General features: G+C 53.4%; 20 protein-coding genes and 1 other annotated feature. Of the genes, 1 reads left to right on the top strand and 19 read right to left on the bottom strand.

The genetic code is table 11. The annotated features are described in order from the left end of the window. Window positions 1-49 precede the first annotated feature (49 nt). From ileS to ACI7RC_RS00280, 8 genes are all read right to left on the bottom strand, one after another. A complete protein-coding gene (ileS, locus tag ACI7RC_RS00315; protein ID WP_408106699.1) occupies window positions 50-2,830 on the bottom strand; it encodes an isoleucine--tRNA ligase in 2,781 nt (926 codons plus the stop codon). A gap of 59 nt (window positions 2,831-2,889) precedes the next feature. Further along, window positions 2,890-3,129: a binding site (T-box leader), on the bottom strand. Window positions 3,130-3,178: 49 nt separating this feature from the next. Next, a complete protein-coding gene (locus tag ACI7RC_RS00310) occupies window positions 3,179-3,664 on the bottom strand; it encodes a DivIVA domain-containing protein (RefSeq protein WP_408106227.1) in 486 nt (161 codons plus the stop codon). 105 nt (window positions 3,665-3,769) lie between these two features. Further along, entirely contained in the window at window positions 3,770-4,543 is a 774-nt protein-coding gene (locus ACI7RC_RS00305) for a YlmH family RNA-binding protein (RefSeq protein WP_408106226.1), read from the bottom strand. A 9-nt stretch (window positions 4,544-4,552) separates the two neighbouring features. After that, window positions 4,553-4,831 (bottom strand): YggT family protein, encoded by a 279-nt coding sequence (locus ACI7RC_RS00300; protein ID WP_408106225.1) that lies wholly within the window; start codon window positions 4,829-4,831, stop codon window positions 4,553-4,555. 22 nt (window positions 4,832-4,853) lie between these two features. After that, the gene (locus ACI7RC_RS00295; protein WP_408106698.1) at window positions 4,854-5,273 is read right to left on the bottom strand and encodes a cell division protein SepF; all 420 of its coding nucleotides are present in this window, start codon (window positions 5,271-5,273) and stop codon (window positions 4,854-4,856) included. A 35-nt stretch (window positions 5,274-5,308) separates the two neighbouring features. After that, complete coding sequence (locus tag ACI7RC_RS00290) at window positions 5,309-6,010, bottom strand: YggS family pyridoxal phosphate-dependent enzyme (RefSeq protein WP_408106224.1); 702 nt, start codon at window positions 6,008-6,010, stop codon at window positions 5,309-5,311. A gap of 1 nt (window position 6,011) precedes the next feature. After that, the gene (gene pgeF, locus ACI7RC_RS00285) at window positions 6,012-6,848 is read right to left on the bottom strand and encodes a peptidoglycan editing factor PgeF (protein WP_408106223.1); all 837 of its coding nucleotides are present in this window, start codon (window positions 6,846-6,848) and stop codon (window positions 6,012-6,014) included. A gap of 142 nt (window positions 6,849-6,990) precedes the next feature. Next, window positions 6,991-7,269: a YlmC/YmxH family sporulation protein gene (locus ACI7RC_RS00280; RefSeq protein WP_408106697.1), complete on the bottom strand. Its 279-nt coding sequence runs from the start codon at window positions 7,267-7,269 to the stop codon at window positions 6,991-6,993. Window positions 7,270-7,441: 172 nt separating this feature from the next. Between ACI7RC_RS00280 and ACI7RC_RS00275 the strand changes: the two genes are divergently transcribed. Further along, window positions 7,442-8,056 carry a hypothetical protein gene (locus tag ACI7RC_RS00275; protein ID WP_408106222.1) on the top strand — a complete coding sequence of 205 codons (615 nt, stop codon included), beginning with the start codon at window positions 7,442-7,444 and terminating at the stop codon, window positions 8,054-8,056. Window positions 8,057-8,162: 106 nt separating this feature from the next. On the opposite strand, the gene sigG is transcribed toward ACI7RC_RS00275, so the two are convergent. The 11 genes from sigG to murB all read right to left on the bottom strand — a co-directional run bounded on the left by sigG (window position 8,163) and on the right by murB (window position 18,551). After that, window positions 8,163-8,942 (bottom strand): RNA polymerase sporulation sigma factor SigG, encoded by a 780-nt coding sequence (sigG, locus tag ACI7RC_RS00270; protein ID WP_408106221.1) that lies wholly within the window; start codon window positions 8,940-8,942, stop codon window positions 8,163-8,165. A 156-nt stretch (window positions 8,943-9,098) separates the two neighbouring features. Next, window positions 9,099-9,821: an RNA polymerase sporulation sigma factor SigE gene (sigE, locus tag ACI7RC_RS00265; RefSeq protein ID WP_019120690.1), complete on the bottom strand. Its 723-nt coding sequence runs from the start codon at window positions 9,819-9,821 to the stop codon at window positions 9,099-9,101. Between the two features lie 2 nt (window positions 9,822-9,823). After that, window positions 9,824-10,783, bottom strand: coding sequence for a sigma-E processing peptidase SpoIIGA (spoIIGA, locus tag ACI7RC_RS00260; RefSeq protein ID WP_408106696.1), 960 nt, complete (start codon window positions 10,781-10,783; stop codon window positions 9,824-9,826). Between the two features lie 166 nt (window positions 10,784-10,949). Continuing rightward, window positions 10,950-12,092 carry a cell division protein FtsZ gene (gene ftsZ, locus ACI7RC_RS00255; protein ID WP_408106220.1) on the bottom strand — a complete coding sequence of 381 codons (1,143 nt, stop codon included), beginning with the start codon at window positions 12,090-12,092 and terminating at the stop codon, window positions 10,950-10,952. Between the two features lie 102 nt (window positions 12,093-12,194). Next, complete coding sequence (ftsA, locus tag ACI7RC_RS00250) at window positions 12,195-13,451, bottom strand: cell division protein FtsA (RefSeq protein ID WP_408106219.1); 1,257 nt, start codon at window positions 13,449-13,451, stop codon at window positions 12,195-12,197. Between the two features lie 156 nt (window positions 13,452-13,607). Then, entirely contained in the window at window positions 13,608-13,955 is a 348-nt protein-coding gene (locus tag ACI7RC_RS00245) for a small basic family protein (protein WP_019120694.1), read from the bottom strand. 4 nt (window positions 13,956-13,959) lie between these two features. Then, the gene (locus ACI7RC_RS00240) at window positions 13,960-14,712 is read right to left on the bottom strand and encodes a DUF881 domain-containing protein (protein ID WP_408106218.1); all 753 of its coding nucleotides are present in this window, start codon (window positions 14,710-14,712) and stop codon (window positions 13,960-13,962) included. A gap of 21 nt (window positions 14,713-14,733) precedes the next feature. Beyond that, entirely contained in the window at window positions 14,734-15,447 is a 714-nt protein-coding gene (locus ACI7RC_RS00235; RefSeq protein ID WP_408106217.1) for a DUF881 domain-containing protein, read from the bottom strand. Beyond that, window positions 15,434-16,273, bottom strand: coding sequence for a cell division protein FtsQ/DivIB (locus ACI7RC_RS00230; protein ID WP_408106216.1), 840 nt, complete (start codon window positions 16,271-16,273; stop codon window positions 15,434-15,436). The genes ACI7RC_RS00235 and ACI7RC_RS00230 overlap by 14 nt, the downstream gene beginning before the upstream one ends. A 94-nt stretch (window positions 16,274-16,367) precedes the next feature. Next, window positions 16,368-17,630, bottom strand: a complete 1,263-nt coding sequence (murA, locus tag ACI7RC_RS00225) for a UDP-N-acetylglucosamine 1-carboxyvinyltransferase (protein WP_408106215.1) — start codon at window positions 17,628-17,630, stop codon at window positions 16,368-16,370. Window positions 17,631-17,645: 15 nt separating this feature from the next. Then, window positions 17,646-18,551 (bottom strand): UDP-N-acetylmuramate dehydrogenase, encoded by a 906-nt coding sequence (gene murB, locus ACI7RC_RS00220; protein WP_408106214.1) that lies wholly within the window; start codon window positions 18,549-18,551, stop codon window positions 17,646-17,648. Window positions 18,552-18,588 lie beyond the last annotated feature (37 nt).

Here is an 18,588-nt window from a genome sequence, read left to right as displayed (position 1 = left end):
ACCGGCATTTGTTTCAGCCAGCGAGGGAAGCTTTGCAAAGCATCAATTCCTATTGTACGTCGGTAAAATGTTCTTCTACGATCGAGGCGCAGCGGCCGCACGCTTCAGGATATGCCGGGTTGACCCCTACATCCGGTTTGACGATCCGGCAGCGCTCACACTTGACGCCTTCAGCCGGCAGTACCCGTACGGAAATCCCTTCCAGCGCCATTGCTTCTGCGGGTGCCGTCTCAGCCGGGGAGTGAAGGTCGACATGGGCGACGATGAACAGGTCAGCCAAGTCATCCATCTTCGTCAGCGTCTGGAACGCTTTTTCACCCGGGTACAGCTCCAGCTTGGCGTCGACAGAGTTGCCGAACACTTTTTGGCGGCGGGCTTCTTCCATCGCTTTCAACACCTCGTTACGCACTTCTAGGAAGTCGTTCCACTTAGCCTCCGCCTCGGCGCCAAATGCCAGATGCAGCTCATTGGAGCGCGGCATGTCGGTCAACTGTACGCTCGCCTCGGAGACTCCCGGGATGTAGCGCCATACCTCATCTGCTGTATGCGGCACGATCGGGGCGACCAGCCGGACCAAGTCGAGCAGGACGTCGTACATCACGGTCTGGGCTGCCCGTCTTTTCGCGCTGTCAGGAGCCTCGACATACAGGCGGTCTTTGCAGATATCCAAGTAGAAAGCGGACAGGTCGATCGTGCAGAAGTTATGCACTGCGTGGAAGACCGTATGGAATTGGTATTCGTCGTACGCCTTGATCACGCGATCCGTCACTTTGGCTGCTTTTGCCAGCACAAAGCGGTCCAGTTCGCTCAACTGCTCGTAGGAAACGCGGTCTTTTGCCGGCTCAAAGCCGCTTAAGTTCCCCAGCAGGAAGCGGAACGTATTGCGGATTTTCCGGTACACTTCGGCGATCTGGCTGAGAATCGCATCAGAGATGCGCTGGTCTGCCTGGTAATCGACGGAAGCGACCCACAGGCGCAAAATGTCCGCTCCCAGCTTGTCGACCACTTCTTGCGGCACGATGACGTTGCCGAGTGATTTCGACATCTTGCGGCCTTCGCCGTCCAGCGTAAAGCCGTGGCTGAGTACTCCCTTGTAAGGAGCTTTGCCGTGTACGGCGACAGAGGTGGACAAGGACGAGTTGAACCAGCCGCGATACTGGTCGGAGCCTTCCAGGTAGAGGTCGGCCGGCCAGACGAGATCATCGCGCTCGGCCAGAACGGCCTCATGGCTGGAACCGGAGTCAAACCAGACGTCCATGATATCCGTCTCCTTGCGGAATTCCTTCGCTCCGCAGCTCGGACAGGTCAGCCCGTGCGGCACCAGCTCTGCAGCATCGCGGGAGAACCAGACTTGGGATCCTTCTTGGCGGAACAGTTCGGACACGTGGTCAATCGTCTGATCGTTGATGATCGCCTCATTGCAGGACTTGCAATAGAAGATCGGAATCGGCACGCCCCAGACCCGCTGGCGGGAGATGCACCAGTCGCCGCGGTCGGCCACCATGTTGGCCAGCCTGGTTTCGCCCCAGTGGGGAATCCACTTAACTTCCTTGATCGCGTCGAGGAGCTGCTGGCGGAACCCGTCGATCGATGCAAACCACTGTTCGGTGGCACGGTAGATGACCGGTTTTTTCGTCCGCCAGTCGTGCGGATACGAGTGGGTGATGAAACCCAGTTTCAGCAGCGCTCCTGTCTCCTTCAGCTTCTCCGTTACCGCTTTGTTGGCGTCGTCGTAGAACAGTCCGGCAAAACCGGGCGCTTCCTCGGTCATTTTCCCTTCGTGGTCGACCGGACAGAGCACGCCGATGTCGTACTTCATCCCGACGTTAAAGTCGTCCTCACCATGTCCGGGAGCAGTGTGGACACAGCCCGTTCCGGCGTCAAGCGTGACGTGTTCGCCGAGCAGCAGCGGCGATTCCCGGTCGTAGAACGGATGGCTTGTAACGACTCCTTCCAGCTCGGATCCTTTAATCGTGGACATCACTTCGACAGACTCCCAGCCAATTTCCTTGGCAGCGGCTTCGACCAGTCCGGAAGCGAGCAGGTATTTGGCTCCGTCCGCTTTGACTACGCTGTACTCCAGTTCCGGATGTACGCAGATGGCCAAGTTTGCCGGAATCGTCCACGGCGTCGTCGTCCAGATGACCACGCCCGTTTCCGTATCCAGCTTGCCTTTGCCGTCTTTGACCATGAAATTGACGTAGATGGACGGAGAGCGCTTGTCCTTGTACTCGATCTCTGCGTCAGCCAGCGCAGTCTCGGAAGAAGGCGACCAGTATACGGAGCGCAAGCCCTTGTAGATGTATCCCTTTTTCGCCATCTCGCCAAACACTTTGATCTGCCGCGCCTCATACTCCGGAAGCAGGGTCACATACGGATTGGCCCAATCTCCGCGCACTCCCAGCCGCTTAAACTGCGAACGCTGCTTGTCGATGTACGACCAGGCGTACTCCTCGCAACGTTTGCGGAAGTCGCTCACTTCGATATTGCGGCGATCCAGACCTTGCGCGTTGATGATCGCCTGCTCGATCGGCAGCCCGTGCGTATCCCACCCGGGTACGTACGGAGCGTGGAAACCGGCCATCGACTTGTAACGAACGATAAAGTCCTTCAAAATTTTATTCAAGGCATGCCCGATGTGAATGTCTCCGTTGGCATACGGCGGACCGTCATGCAGAACGAAGAAAGGGCGGCCCTTCGTGCGTTCTTGCACTCTGGCGTAAATGTCCATCTCTTCCCAGTGTGCCTGGATTTCCGGCTCACGGTTCGGCAGGTTGCCGCGCATCGGGAAGTCCGTTTTGGGCAAGTTCAAGGTTTTGCTATAGTCGATACTCATCACTGTCACTCCTACCATTTGCTGTCGTATAACAAAAAAACCTCCCCCATCCCCTTAGGGACGAGAAAGGCTCCCGTGGTACCACCCTATTGAATCAAAGATTATTGATCCACTTAAAGCATTCGTAACGAGAATGACCCGCTCACCTACTGGCCAGGCACATTTTACGCCGCCAAGCGTTCGGATATGAACTCCCGGGTGATATTCAGCAAAGCGTACTGATCAGGTTCGCAGCTCCCCCTGACTCTCTTGGCAGCCTTCTTTTGCTTACTCGTCCCGTTCATCGTCAAAGTAAAAGTTTGCTATGAATTATAACACCATTTTTGACAGAAAATCAAGCTCTTATGCTTCCGAGAGGCTGGCATTCGCCTCTTCAAGATCGTTCCAGTCACCGTTTTCCAGCATCTCCAACTGCGCTTCGAGCAGCGTGCGAAAACGCATCCGGTAGACGGAAGCCCGTTTTTTCAAATCTTCTATCTCAATCGCGACCTTGCGCGACTTGGCTAACGCTTCATTGACGATCCGATCCGCGTTTTTTTCTGCTTCCTTTAAAATGAGCTGGCTCTCCTTGCGGGCGTTAGCCTTGACTTCTTCCGCTGTCTCTTGCGCCACCAGGATGGATTTGCTGAGGTTCTCTTCCATGCTCTTATAATGCTCGACACGTTCATTTAAGAGGGCAAGCCGCTCCTCCAACTCTTTCTTTTCTTTGGTCAACAGTTCAAAGTCTTTAATGACCTGATCGAGAAACTCGTTGACTTCATCTACGTTGTACCCGCGAAAACCGGTACTGAATTCTTTGTTGTGTATGTCTAACGGAGTCAAAGGCACAAGAACACCCCTCTTCACCCTTTATCAGAATGGTTTTTTCATAGAATTTCGACAGGAGTCAAGACATTCCTGCCTTTTTTTGCATTTTTTTCGGATTCTCACAGGCTAGATGAAGACGCCGACTGTCATGCGAATGCGCCCGCTCCGGGTTGTCCCGGATACGTCCACAACCTTGCAGCGGCCCATGCCTGCAAGTGACAGCACATCGCCGGCATGAACAGGATGCGACGGATCATCAACCACCTTCCAGTTTACTTTCACCTTTCCTCCCCGGATGGGAACAAGCGCTTTGGCCCGCGACAGGTGATAGACCTCCCCCAGTACGGCGTCAAGGCGCGGCGACGCCACAGTGATGCTCTTCTCGGCGAGGTTTCTGACCGGCGGCCGCATCTGCGTCCATGGTACGCTGACAAGTTCGACCGGGATGCGGTGGATCTGCGTGACTTGCGTGCGGGCAAACTCCAGGATTTCTTTTGCGATCACCGTTTGGCAGCCCGTCTCGTCCAACAGGATATCGCCAAACTTTTCCCGTTTTAGTCCAATATGAAGGAGTGCCCCCATTACGTCCCGATGCTGCAGCTTCACGAAGCGCTGATCCCCTGTGATCTCGACGAGCGCCAGCCCGTAATCCTCTGCGTCAGGACTTATGTAATCAGGGAATATCAATGCGCGTACTCGTTCAGCCTCAGGGAAACCGCCGTTCCCTTCCACCTTCACGTCTCGCACCTGTGAAGTGAGGCTTTTCAGGATCGCAAACTGCCGCGGATCGAGAAAATCGGTCAGACGTACTATATGTGTACGCTCCACCTGTGCCAATATTTCCAGCGACCGCTCGACAAAAGGCAACTCCTCTTTGCGAAAATGATCGTATAATCCCATCCGGCATCCTCACACAATGCGGTATCCTGTAATCATTCCCAGCAAGGTCAGCACACCGTAACGGGCAAACGTCAAAGCAATCAATGCGACAATCGGTGAAATGTCGATAAATCCAAGCGGTGGAATAAATCGGCGAAACGGCGCCAGATACGGCTCAACCAACCGTTCCAACAGTTGACCGATCTGGGTTTCGCGCATCTGCGGAACCCATGACATCAAAACGTAAGCAATCACCATAAACTGGTACACCTGAAAAGCAAAGTTAATGATATAAATTAAGCTGGACATAAATCACCTCAAAGTACGGTAGTTACTCTTCAATAACACCGGAGATCGTTCCCTGGATGTCGACGTTTTCCGGCGTGCAGACAAAAATGTGATCCCCCACCTTTTGGATGTCGCCGTTCAGCGCATACACCGTTCCGCTTAGGAAATCGACAATCCGCTTCGCCTGTTCCTTCTCCACCCGCTGCAAATTGATGACGACAGGCCGGCGGTTGCGGAGGTTGTCCGCTATGTCCTGTGCATCACTGTAGTGCCGCGGCTCAAACAGCATGAGACGGATTCCGGTCTGCTCCCGGGCCGCATGCAGGCTGACTACGTTGTTTTTTACCGGCTGCTGCCGCTTGGAGTGAACCTCCTCCTTCTCACGCTCTTCCTCGATCGTCTCTTCGATCAGCTCTTCTTGGTCCAATCCGAAAAAGCCCATGATTTTATTCATAACTCCCATCGTCTGCTTCATCCTCCCATCAGCCCCGAGGTTTGTCAGGGGCGCACCAAAATGGAGCCTAGGCGTACAAACGTCGCTCCTTCTTCAATCGCTACTTCAAAATCCCCAGACATTCCCATCGACAGTTCTTCAACGGTCACATGAGGCAGCTTCAGGGCTTGTAAGCGTTTTTGCCATTCCGCAAGTCCGCGAAAGACAGGCCGAACCGCTTCCGAATTTTCGACCTGAGGCGCCATCGTCATCAGTCCGGCAATTCTTATATGTTTCATATTACTGGTTTCCTCGGCAAAAGCCAAGACATCACCTGGATTTAGCCCAAATTTTGTCTCTTCGCCGGAGATATTTACCTGCAGGAAGCAGGGAACGACAATATTCAAAGCCGCTGCCCGTTTTTCGATCTCCTCCGCCAGCGACATTCGATCAAGCGAATGGATATAGTCAAACCGGCCCACCACTTCTCTTACCTTGTTGGTCTGCAGGTGACCGATAAAATGCCAGGTCCCCTTCTCGCCAAAACACTGCCACTTCGGCAAAGCGTCCTGTACCCGATTCTCTCCGATATGCCCGACGCCTGCAGCCAGAATTTCCCCAACGGCGGCGGCATCGACGTATTTGGTGACGGCGATGATTTTTACGTCTTCCCGGTCTCGGCCGCTGCGCCGGCAGGCAGCCTCAATCCGCTGCTCAATCTCCCTAAGGCGGTTTTGCACCATTTCTTTCGTCACAAGTTGCTCCATCCTAAGTAACATCCCCTTCCGCTCGCCAACCGATGAACGACGCCATTCGGCCGGTCTTACCCGCTTCTCCGCGATGAGAGAAAAACAGATCCTTTCGACAGTTCGTACACCATTCCGTACGCAAAATCCGCTCTTTTGCCACTCCCGCCTCTTCGAGGAGCAGCTCATTGAGGAGCGGCAAATCAAGCAAATAACGGCCGTCCTCTTTATCTGGCACCACCGCCGCGCTCCAGCGAGCGGTTGCGGCTTGCACCTGTTTTATAATTCGCTCGTCCACCTGGTAGCAGCACCCGCCGATCGCAGGACCGATTGCCACCAGCAGTTGGGACGGATCACTGCCGTACTCTCTTGCAAATGCCTTGACCATTTCCGAGGAAATCTTCCCGACCGTGCCCTTCCAGCCGGCATGTGCAAGGCCGACCGCCTTGGATTTGGGATCGAGAAAGTACAGCGGAACACAATCGGCATAAAAGGATGTGAGCAGGATGTCAGGCAGGTCTGTATGTAATCCGTCTACGGAAGGAATCGCCTCCCGCAGCTGTTCTCTTCCCGCTCCCCGTCTGTCTGCCGTTACCCGGCAAGCAGCCGTGCCGTGTACCTGGTCGCCGCAAGTCCAGGATGAAAAAGGAAACCCCAGCCGCTTCATCAGAAGTCGCCTGTTGGCAGCAACCTCCGCCGGATCGTCCCCCACGTGCAAGCCGTGATTCTGGGAGGAAAACGGAGGCCGGCTGTTGCCGCCTGTCCGAAGCGTAAAACCCGCGCATAACCCGGGATGCATCGCCTCCCACTCGACCAGGCGGAGCGTATGGGTATGATCAGACTTGACAAATGATTCCAACTTGACAACCTCCCGGCACGTTCTCAGCTACTCTCATCTTACCCAGTTTCGACCAAAGCCGCAACACGTACAAAAGTACCACCTCACGGCCAAGAGACCCGAGTCTGCCTCTGCAGCCCGGGCCCGATGTGAGATCGCATCTTCATGCACGGTATTCATCGTCCTGTTTTGCCTCCAGCCGAAGCGCCTCCTCCAGCCGCACCAGAACAACGTCTTTGCCTATTTTTACAATGTTTCTCCAGGGGATCACATAGTCGTTTCCAGAGCTGAACAGACCGAGGAACTTTCCCGGACCGGGAATGATAATCGCTTCGACCCGGCCCTGCCGAAGGTCAATCTCCAGGTCGGATATCTGTCCCAGACGTTTGCCGTCCAGGATGTTGACGACCTCTTTCGTCTGAAATTCCGATATTTTCACCATACCGCTCACCCACTTTTTATCCTCCATACACCATGTATATGTAGGCGGGTGCTGCTTTACTCCAAGAAACCAGACCGGCAAGGCCATTATTTGGCCCTTGAGCTTCCTTGACGTCCTCTTGACATGTACATTTCAGACGATTACGATGCTAAAAAACAGTAAGGAGATTGCGATGAAAAAAAGCATCGGATGCTTTCACGCCCATTACTCCAATATCGTCCATGTAGAACATGCGCTTGCACCCTATGAGGTTGAACTTGTCCACTTTGTCGATCCTGGCTTGGACCGGCTCAAAGCGGATGCGGATTTTACGCCGCAAATCGCTCAGAAAAAAGTAAAAGATACGCTTGATTGGATCACTGCATGCCGTGCAGATGCAATTCTCATCACCTGTACGTACTTTTCGGCCATGATCGAGGACAACCTGTTTTCTTCCGTTCCCGTCATCGCCATTGACGATCCCTTATTTCACCTCATCTGCGAAAGCGACAAGCCTTACATCCTGGTTTTTACCAACCCGGAGACGGTAGACGGCACCATGAACCGCTTGCATCTGTTCAGCAAGCGGCATGGCAAAGCCATTCAGGTACAGCCGTTCTTGTTGGAAAATACGTTTGAACTGATCATGCGGGGGAGGCAAAAAGAATACACAGAAAAGGTCGCGGCTGAATTGGAACGGCTCACGGCCATACACCCGGACAAGGCCATTTCCGCCGCGCAGTTGTCCATGGCTCCGGCAGCAGAAATCGTTGAAGCCAAAACAGGGCCTTTATTGGAAATCACTTGAAGTCACTGCCTGCCTATCTGGAAGACATTCTGGAATGTAAACGAAAAAGAAAAGAATAGAATGCATAAAAAGGAGCTTCCGCCTGGCAGGAAGCTCTATTCAAAGGCTAAATTTGCACGTGTTTTTGCATGTGGGCGATGGCCGCCTTTTCCAGCCGGGAGACCTGTGCCTGTGAAATCCCGATCTCCTCCGCTACTTCCATCTGTGTTTTCCCTTCGTAAAAGCGCATGGATAAGATCATTTTTTCCCTTTCTCCCAGCCGCTGCATGCCTTCCCTGAGGGCGATTTCCTCTACCCACAACACGTCCTTGTTCTTCTCGTCGCTGATCTGGTCCATGACATAGATCGGATCGCCGCCGTCCTGGTAAATCGGCTCAAAGAGCGAGACGGGGTCCTGGATCGCGTCGAGTGCGAATACGACGTCTTCCTTGGGGACGTTCAGCTCTTCTGATATCTCCATGATCGTCGGTTCACGCGAGTGCTTGTTCGTCAGGTTGTCCCGTACCTGAAGGGCTTTGTAGGCGATGTCGCGCAGAGACCGCGAGACGCGAATCGGGTTGTTGTCGCGCAGGTAGCGGCGGATTTCCCCGATAATCATCGGTACAGCGTACGTGGAAAATTTGACGTTCTGCCCCAGATCAAAATTGTCGATGGCCTTCATCAAGCCAATGCAGCCTACTTGAAACAAGTCGTCGACATATTCCCCCCGGTTGTTAAACCGCTGGATGACGCTGAGGACGAGGCGCAAATTGCCGTTCACCAGCTTTTCACGCGCGGAATACTCGCCACCTTGCAATCGCTCGAAGAGTTCCCGCATCTCCTTATTGGTCAGTACGGGAAGCTTTGAGGTGTCTACTCCACAGATCTCTACCTTGTTGCGCGTCACGTCATTCCCTCCTTGGAGAAGCAAAAGTTCCTATTCCGGATGTCGAAAGGCCGCGTGGCGGGCGCCTTAGCTGCCGAGTGGAGGGGTCCGCAAAATGGACATCCACTTTCTGGTACGGTCTAGGAACAGTATCTCCCCGAGGTGGGAAATTATGCGTTACACCATCTTGTTGAATTCTTTTCGCAAACGCTTGATAATTCGCTTTTCAAGCCGGGAAATGTACGACTGGGAGATGCCCAAAAGATCGGCCACGTCCTTCTGGGTCTTCTCTTCTTCACCGGAGAGGCCGAAGCGCAGCTCCATGATCGTCCGCTCCCGTTCGGTAAGCTTATCCAACGCCTTTTTCAACAGTTTTCGATCTACCTGATCTTCGATATTGCGGTAGATCGTATCGTTCTCCGTTCCCAGCACATCGGACAGCAAGAGTTCATTTCCGTCCCAATCGATATTGAGCGGTTCATCAAACGAGACCTCCGAACGGATCTTGTTGTTTCTGCGCAAGTACATCAAGATCTCATTTTCGATGCAGCGAGATGCATACGTCGCCAGTTTGATGTTCTTCTCGGGATCGAATGTATTGACCGCTTTGATGAGACCGATCGTCCCAATGCTGACCAGGTCCTCGATGTTGATCCCGGTGTTTTCAAACTTTCGGGCGATATAGACAACCAGCCGAAGATTTCGCTCGATCAGCATGCTTCGTACGGCCACGTCTCCAGATGGAAGGCGAGCGAGCAGAATTTCTTCTTCTTCCCGGGTCAGAGGGGGTGGCAGGGCTTCACTGCCGCCGATGTAGTAGATCTCTTCTCCGCGGACACCCAGCAGCAATAAAAGTCGATACCAGAATAATTGGACAGAGAGACGAATTTTTACGTACATTGCTAGCCCTCCTGTTCAAAAAGATTAGACTCCTCTTCTGCAGCAGCCTGCAAAAGAGCGGGATGAACGATGGCCTGGTAGTTGCCGTTGGCCGCCAATGGGATTGGATTCAGTCCGATGAGAACCTTCTGGCTTTCAAATCGTCTGCCGTTTTGTCTGACGACGAGCGTCTCCGGCTTGATTGCGACAAGAAAATCCATGCCGCGCGATACACTGCGAAAGGGAACCAGCCTCAGCCTGCTTTGCCACTCTTGCGGCAGCCTGGGAATGATCTGCTCGAGACTATCCAGCTTCTCCTCCCGGGCGACCAGACCGGTCAATTCGGCAGGCAGCAGGTGAGTGAACAGACGAGCCTCCATAATCGTTACGGGTATCCGCGTGATCGGCTCGTAGAGCTGGTTGCCCGTGTCAACCAATCCTCGGCAGATCACGCTTTCCCCGGCCACCTTGGCTGCTACTTCCACGAGGAAGGCCTCTAACCGCCTCGGTTCCGAGATGGCTTGATAGCTCCGCCGGCTGAGAAAGTAGACCAGCACAAAACCGGACAGAACCACGATCGCCGTCGGCTTGGAACCTGCTCCAAAGCTGTCGCTGTGCACCGCCAAGATCCCGCCGACCACTTCACTCTGCGAGGCCAAAAGGTAATGCAGTCCAAATACCCCGCCACCGAATACAAAGGCGACAAAATAAAAGATGCAGAGGTTTTGCAGGAAGCCGAGCAGCCTGCGAAAACCAAAGGCGATCCACAGCATCACTGAGGAGAAAGACAGCTTGACCGCCCATTGAAACAGCCCGGCGAATTCGGGCAAAAAGTAAAAGGCGACATAGGCAGTACCGAACGCTGCCGCTGCAGCCAATCTCCACCAGTTGATTTTTTCTTTGCGGAAGAAGGCGGTAAACCACAATAACAAAACATCGATCGCAAAATTGAGGAGTAAAATGATATCGAGGTAGACAACCACCATCCTCACCCCCGTCCGGCAAGGACAGTATATCTCAATGTTTATTCAAAGTCTGTCACTTCTTGACAGCTTACCTGCACTTTTTTTGTAGAAAGGAGTGGACAAAAAAACAGCCTATCCCGGCAGGATAAGCTGTTTTTAAAATCGATTTGGTTCATCATCCGGACTACTTCTTGTTTCTTCGGCGATTGCGCAGGAAGGCGGGAATGTCCAGATTGTCGAGATTGCTCATCGAAAAGACGGACTTCTCGGCTTCTTCTTCGCGGCTTCTGGTGGTTTGCGAAGCAGACGGCTGCTGCTGTGCCGGACGGGCGCTGCCTGCCGCGGGACGGCGTTCTGCAGCGCTTTGCTGCTGCTTCTCTTCAAATCCGGTGGCGATTACCGTAACGACGATCTCGTTTTTCAGGTCTTCGTTGATCACTGCGCCAAAAATCATGTTGACGTCGAGGTCGGCAGCAGATGAAACGATATCGGCTGCTTCATTTACCTCGTACAGGCTCAAATTCGTTCCGCCCGTAATGTTCATCAAGACGCCGCGTGCTCCGTCAATCGAGGTCTCCAGCAGCGGGCTGGAGATGGCACGGCGGGCAGCTTCCGCAGCGCGGTTTTCCCCGCTGCCGATACCGATCCCCATCAAGGCGGAGCCGCGTTCGGTCATAATCGTCTTCACGTCGGCGAAGTCGAGGTTGATCAAGCCAGGTACGGCGATCAACTCGGAGATGCCCTGGACACCTTGACGCAGCACGTTGTCCGCCTCGCGGAACGCTTCGAGCATCGGCGTGTTTTTATCGACAATTTCCAGAATCCGGTCATTGGGAATGACGATGAGTGTATCCACTTTTTCTTTCAGACTGGCAATCCCGCTCTCCGCTTGCAGCGAACGCTTGCGGCCCTCAAAGGAGAACGGACGCGTGACTACGCCCACTGTCAGGGCACCAAGCTCCTTGGCGATTTCTGCGATGACAGGGGCGGCACCAGTACCTGTGCCTCCGCCCATCCCAGCCGTAACAAACACCATATCTGCACCCCGCAGGGCGTGTTCGATCATTTCACGGCTCTCTTCCGCCGCTTTTTTCCCTACTTCCGGGTTGGCTCCGGCTCCCAAACCGCGAGTCAGCTTCTCGCCGATCTGCAGTTTCGACTCGGCACCGGACAGGTGAAGAGCTTGAGCATCCGTGTTGACGGTAATAAATTCTACTCCTCTAACGCCTGCAGCGATCATGCGGTTGACGGCATTGCTCCCGCCTCCGCCGCATCCGATCACTTTAATTCGGGCAAACTGTTCCATCTCTAAGTCAAATTCCAGCATCTTGCCTGTTCCTCCTCATCTTTGCTACACGCGAAAGGAGCATCTGCCCACGATAAGTCCTGAGGGCGCCCTTGTTTTGTATTTCTGAATGATATTTAACCGCTAAATAAACTCGCTAAACCAATTCTTTACCCGCTCCATAAAATTGCCTGATTCCTTCTGCTTGGGAGCGGCCGGTTTTGCACTTGGCTTGACGGCGGCTGGCGCGCGTCCGCTCTTTCGTTCGACAAAGGAAGTGGCGTATTGAATCAACCCCACCCCGGTCGTGTAAGCGGGATCGCGGACTCCTATGTAATTGGGGATCGCGATGCGGACAGGAGCGTCCAATTCCTCTTTGGCCAGCTCAAGCATCCCCGGCATTGAGACGGTTCCGCCTGTCAATACATAGCCGCCGGCGACGTCTTCGTGGAAGCCCATGCGGTACACTTCTTCTTCGATCAACGCAAAAATTTCCACAGCGCGCGGCTCGATAATGTTGGCCAGATCCACCTGTGTAAACTGCTTTTCCACTTCGCTGCCAATCCGTGTCACCTTGAACCGCTCTTCCTCCGATGCCTCGTCAACCAGTGCACAGCCGTGCTTTACCTTGATCTTTTCGGCTACATCGGTATGGGTTCTCAGCCCGAGGGCAATGTCGTTGGTAATGTGATCGCCGCCGATGCCGATGCAGGAAGTCGCAACCAGCTGTCCCTGCTCGAATACAGCGACAGTCGTGGAGCCTGCCCCGATGTCCACCAGGACTACACCCAGGTTTTTGTCGTCTTTGGTCAAAGCAACCTGGCTTGCTGCCAGAGGCTGCAAAAAGATCCCGGCAACTCGCAGGTCGGCGCGCTCGACACAGCGTACGATGTTGTGCATGATCGTTTTGGAACCGGTCACAATCGTTCCTTCCATCTCCAAGCGGACGCCAATCATCCCTCGCGGGTCTTTGATGCTTCCCAAGCCGTCAACGATAAACTCCTTGGGTACGACTTCGATTATTTCGCGGTCGGGCGGAAAAGCAACGACTTTTGCCGCTTGTATCACCCGCTCGATATCTTCATCTCTTATCTCCCTGTCTTCACTGGAAACAGCTACGACACCTTGAGTTTCAAACAATTCGATGTGGTTGCCGGTAATCCCGACAAACACGTTTTCGATCGAAACGCCTACCATGCGCTCGGCGTGATCGACGGCTTCCCGGATGGCATGCACGGTTTGGTCGATATCAACAATAGCCCCTTTTTTGATCCCTTCGGAGTAGGCTTGTCCTACACCGATGATGTTGATCGAGCCAGTCCCGATTTCGCCGATAATGACGCGAACCTTGGACGTCCCGATGTCTAAGCTGACAATAAGTTCGTTATGGTTACTCACCAAACCAGTGACACCTCCTCCATCAAAACTTGACTATCTTCGCAACACCTGCATATTCTATTCCACACCGGACAATCATTCCCTTTTTTCTCATGATGGTTTTTCAAAAAAAAAGTACATTGTACCTAGATCTCTGGAAGGATTTGTCGGAACACCCGCTTAATCGCGCTGGCTCAGCCATTTGGAGAGGATAATCCGGCGGATGACAGCCAAGTTGTTAAACAAGCGGACGCCAAAGGCGACAATCGCAGCCAGATATAAATCTATACCCAAAAACGCGCCAAGAAACGCCAGTCCGGCGGCCAGTGACGTGTTAAAAAAGAACCCGGAAATAAACACTCTCACGTTGAACATGCGCTCCAGATAAGAGCGTATGCCACCGAAAATCGTGTCAAGTCCCGCAAGCAGGGCAATCGACAAGTAATTGCTGTACTCCTGCGGGATTCGCAAATCCAGCAAGAACCCAACTGCAACGCCGATGATCAATCCTAGTACCGGAAGCCACATTGTTTTACGAATCTCCTTTTGCTTTCACTGGTTTCATATAGTGAATCGTCTGATTCCCTGTATAAGGCGGCAGCGTCAAGGCATCCCGTTTTTCCAAAACGACCGTCTTGTTGGCGAGCTGGAACGTTTCTTCAATGCCGCTTAACTTCAGGCCCGATACCAGCACCTCCGGGTCGCCTAAAGCAGCAATCTCGTAAGGCGGCCTGATCGTGTTGGTGTTTACCTGAATGTACTGTCCGACATTGCGGATGGCGCTCGTGGACACCAGCCGCTGGCCGTTGATCGAAACGGCTTTTGCCCCGTTGACCAAGAGCTCGTTGACCAGCCAGCGAAGGTCTTCATCGATTAGCAGATCCGGCAGCGCGGCTGCCTCGGCGGGACTTCCGTCGTCCGTGCCAAGCGGTCCCGGCGGAAGCTTCATGTCCTCGATGCGCACCATCACACCCGCGCCCTCTGCTTTTTCGAGGCCGGCGAGCTTGCGGGCGCGCGCCAGCTCTTCCCTCATGACCGAGATGCTCTCCCGCTCGTTTAAAGACGTGTCGTACTGGTACAGCAGGTGCTCGAATTTGGAGATGTCGTTTAACAGGTTCTGATGCTTCTCTATTTCTTTTTGCAGGGATATCCGAAGTTCATTCAAGCTGCGTGACTCCACCTTCTCCGGTTTGAGCGTACTCTGCAATTGAGTAGCCAGCATAACTCCAATAATAACACTAATAGCTGTCAGAATAAACGTAATTTTACGGTTTTGTCCCAGCATTCCAAACGCTTCCTTATCCCCTTACGATGAGGTATTTTGGGTTTTTACATCGCCCACCAGGGCTGGTATTTGCAACAGGTCTTTTTTTGCGGTTTCGATCTGGACAAACCCCTGCAGGATGTCCATGACGCCGCCGGGAAGATTTAAGGCGTTCTCCAGGGTAGCGGGGTCGCCGATCGCGCTGATGACGAACGGCACGGCTGACTTGACGCCGTTGACGATGATCGTCGGTCCGACACAGCGGATCGCCGAGTTGCCCATGACCCGCTGGCCGTTGATGCTGATCGATTCCGCCCCGGCGGCACGCAGTTCATTGACGACGAGGCGGACATCCTGCTCGTGAATGATGTACTTCGTCACGTCGCCGGAGTTGGACGCATTGGGATTGTCCTTCATCGTCACGACAATGCCCGGTCCCTCTACCGGAACCATCCCCGCCATCATCCGGGCTGCCTCCAATTCGTTCAGAATGGCCGCTGCTTCGGTCTGGTGCTCCGCCATTTTCTCCTCTTCCTCCGCAACCTGGCGCTGAAGCTTCAGTAAATCTTCCTCCAATTGGCGGGTTTGTTTCTTTTCCGCCAGGATCCTTTCGTTCAGACTGACCTCTTGCTGCCACTGCTGATCACCTTGTCTCTCCATCGCCCGCAGCCTGGTCAATTCGATCGAACTCGCAATGAGAAAGCCTGTACATATGGTCACAAACGTTAAATAGATGTGAAATTTACGTACCCTCATTACCTTGCGACTCCTTTTGTTCATCCGGCTTGTCCGGTTGGTCAGTTTGTCCCTGCTGCTGGTCTCCCGATCCCTCCGTTTCCTTCGGGGCGGCGTACTCGCTGAACCATGTAGCCTCCAGCATATTTATCACACCTTTTTTGCCTTCGGGAATATCGCTGGCTATCGCCGGGTAGTATGCCATCCTCTCCGCCAGTTGGTAAATCACCGTTCTCACCTCGTTGCCGTCCCTCATGTACAGCGTCAGCCGCTGCTTGTCGTACGGGGTCGGGGTCAGGGCGATCTCCGAAATTTCATTGCGAATCGACACCGGAAGTTTGGCCAGTGCAGCGGAGAGTTCCGGCAGCAGCTCAGGTGACGTCCAATTGCGGACGAGGGGGTCGTCTATCACATTCGCTTTCATTTTGTTATCGTCTAAATGAACCCCATTTTCCAGCAGCGGCAGAAAGTCTCCTTTGGCGTCAACGAGAAACGCGACCCGTTTGTACTCGATGACGTCAAGCCGGATTACGCCGGGAAACTTGCGGGATACGGTGATCGATTTGACTCCGGCAAGCTGCTTGAGGTTTTCCTGCACGTCCTTTTGCCAAACGTTAAAAAACTGCATACCAGGAGCGAGGCCAGAGGCGGCCGTGATTTCTTCCTTGGTGTACAGCACGTTTCCCGTAACCTCTATCACCGCTACCTTGCTGTACGAGGAGCGAAAAAACAGGACGGCCAATACGAGCAGAAAAAACAGCAGAAGCAAAAACAGCACGCGGCGATTTCCCTTGCGCTTTGGTTTGATTTGCTTTACCTGCGGAATGCGTTCCTCATAAACCGCCATCTCTTGCCCCTCCCGTTGTGTCTGCGGCAATTTGCCCTCATTCCCAAAAGCATTGAAAAGCGGCATACCTCGATATGCCGCTTTTCCTTCATCATCAGCTTATACTAGTTGTACGCTGAATGTCAGCACCCAGTTGTTGGAGCTGCCACTCTAGCCGTTCGTATCCACGGTCAATGTGATGTACTTGCTCGATCGTGGTAACCCCCTCAGCGCCTAAGCCGGCTAATACGAGGGCGGCTCCAGCACGCAAGTCCGTCGCTTCCACCGCAGCACCGTACAATTTATTGACGCCACGAATAAACGCAGTACCCAAATCTACAAAGATAGAAGCACCCATTCGCGTTAATTCATTGACGTGTTTGAATCTTCCTTCAAAAATGGTCTCCTTGATCATGCTTATTCCTCTGGCCTGTGCCAGAAAAACCATCATTTGGGCTTGTAGGTCGGTTGGAAAGCCGGGGAACGGTTGAGTAATGATCCGATCGATTGCACGCGGCCTGGTAGTGCTTTTAATTTCCATTATATCATGGTAGGTTTTGATTTCAACACCGCAGTTGCGGGCAATCTCGATTAATGCTGTCAAGTGTTCCGGCATGGTATTGGTCAGCTGAATATGGCCTTGGGCCACGCCAACCGCAAGCACGTGAGTACCGGTGACAATTCGGTCTGGAATGATGCGATAGCTGACAGTCCGCAGGCGGGGAACGCCCACGATCTCGATCGTATCCGAGCCTGCCCCCCGTACCCTCGCCCCCATCGCATTCAGGAAGCTTTGCAAATCGACAATCTCCGGCTCGCGGGCTGCATTGCAAATCCGGGTCGTGCCCTTGGCCAAAACAGCAGCCATCATGAGATTTTCTGTTGCCCCAACACTGGGAAAAGAGAGAAAGATATTGTTTCCACGAAGCTGTTTTGTACGAAAAGTGGTATACCCATCAACCTCTTCAATTTTCGCGCCAAGCGCTGTTAACCCGGAAAGGTGTAGATCAATCCGCCGCTCTCCGATGACGCAGCCACCAGGGCGGGAAATGGTCACTTCACCAAACCGCGAAAGGAGTGGCCCCATCAAGAAAATCGAAGAGCGCATCAACCCCATCAAATCATCCGGAACATGCGTGACAGAAATGGAGGTCGTATCCAAACTGACACATCCGTCTACGTGGCTGGCTTTCGCACCGAGGGCTGTCAATATTTGTAACATTACATCAATATCTTTTAAATGCGGGACGTCGTAGATGTGAAATTGCCCCTCCGCGAGTACGGTGGCCGCCAGGATGGGAAGGGCCGCATTTTTAGCACCATGAATGCGAAGCGTTCCGGACAGAGGTCTTCCACCTTCGATAGTAAAAGTTTCCAAACTTTCACCTCCGTGTTACCCCTCGCCCACCACCAGTACTTCCGGATGCAAGTCGATGCCATCTCTCTCTTTAATCGTTTGTCTGACATGCTCCATCAGGGTGAGGACGTCGGTAGCCAAGGCACCCCCACGATTGACGATGAAATTGGCGTGAATCTCCGAGATTTGTGCTCTTCCGTAACTGAATCCCTTCAGGCCTGCCGCTTCGATCAACCGACCGGCGTGATCTCCGGGGGGATTGCGAAATACACTACCTGCGCAGGGCATCGTCAAAGGCTGTGTCTGACGGCGGCGATTCTTGTTGGAAGCCAAAGTAGCGGCTATCTTTTTGCGATCACCTGTACGCAGTTGGAAGACCGCTTCCAGCACGACGCCTTTCTTTGCCTGCAACAGCGACGTGCGATAACTAAACTCCATTTCCTCGTTAGTCAACACCTTCGTTTCGCCGTCTTCAAAGAGGACTTCGGCTTCTTTAAGAATACGTGAAAGATCTGATCCATGGGCCCCTGCATTCATGTACACGGCTCCGCCAACCGTACCTGGAATCCCGCCGGCAAACTCCAATCCCGTCAACCCCATTTTTCCTGTTTCAACCGTCAAGCGAACCATGGAATATCCGGCACCAACACGCACCTCTTCACCCTTAAACTCACAGTGACTTAAGCCCTCAGTCACTTTGAACACAACTCCACGAATCCCTCCATCCCTCACTAGAAGGTTGGAGCCGCGTCCAATTACACTCCACGGGAGGCCGTGACGATTGACAATCTGTACTGCTGCAATGATGGACGCTTTGTCTTTCGGCTGGATTAACAAGTCTGCCGGACCGCCGATTCGCCAAGTCGTATGGTTGGCAAGAGGTTCATTGACTAACACTTTACCAACGTCAGCTTGTATCAACTCTTCTGCAATCTCTTTCATCTTCGAACCTCCTGACACAAATGCTAGGTAGGAACCT

Source organism: Brevibacillus sp. B_LB10_24, assembly GCF_046036945.1.
Classification (GTDB): Bacteria; Bacillota; Bacilli; order Brevibacillales; family Brevibacillaceae; genus Brevibacillus_C.
The sequence above is the reverse complement of the archived record's forward strand: the minus strand, read 5'-3'. Positions and strand labels throughout refer to the sequence as shown.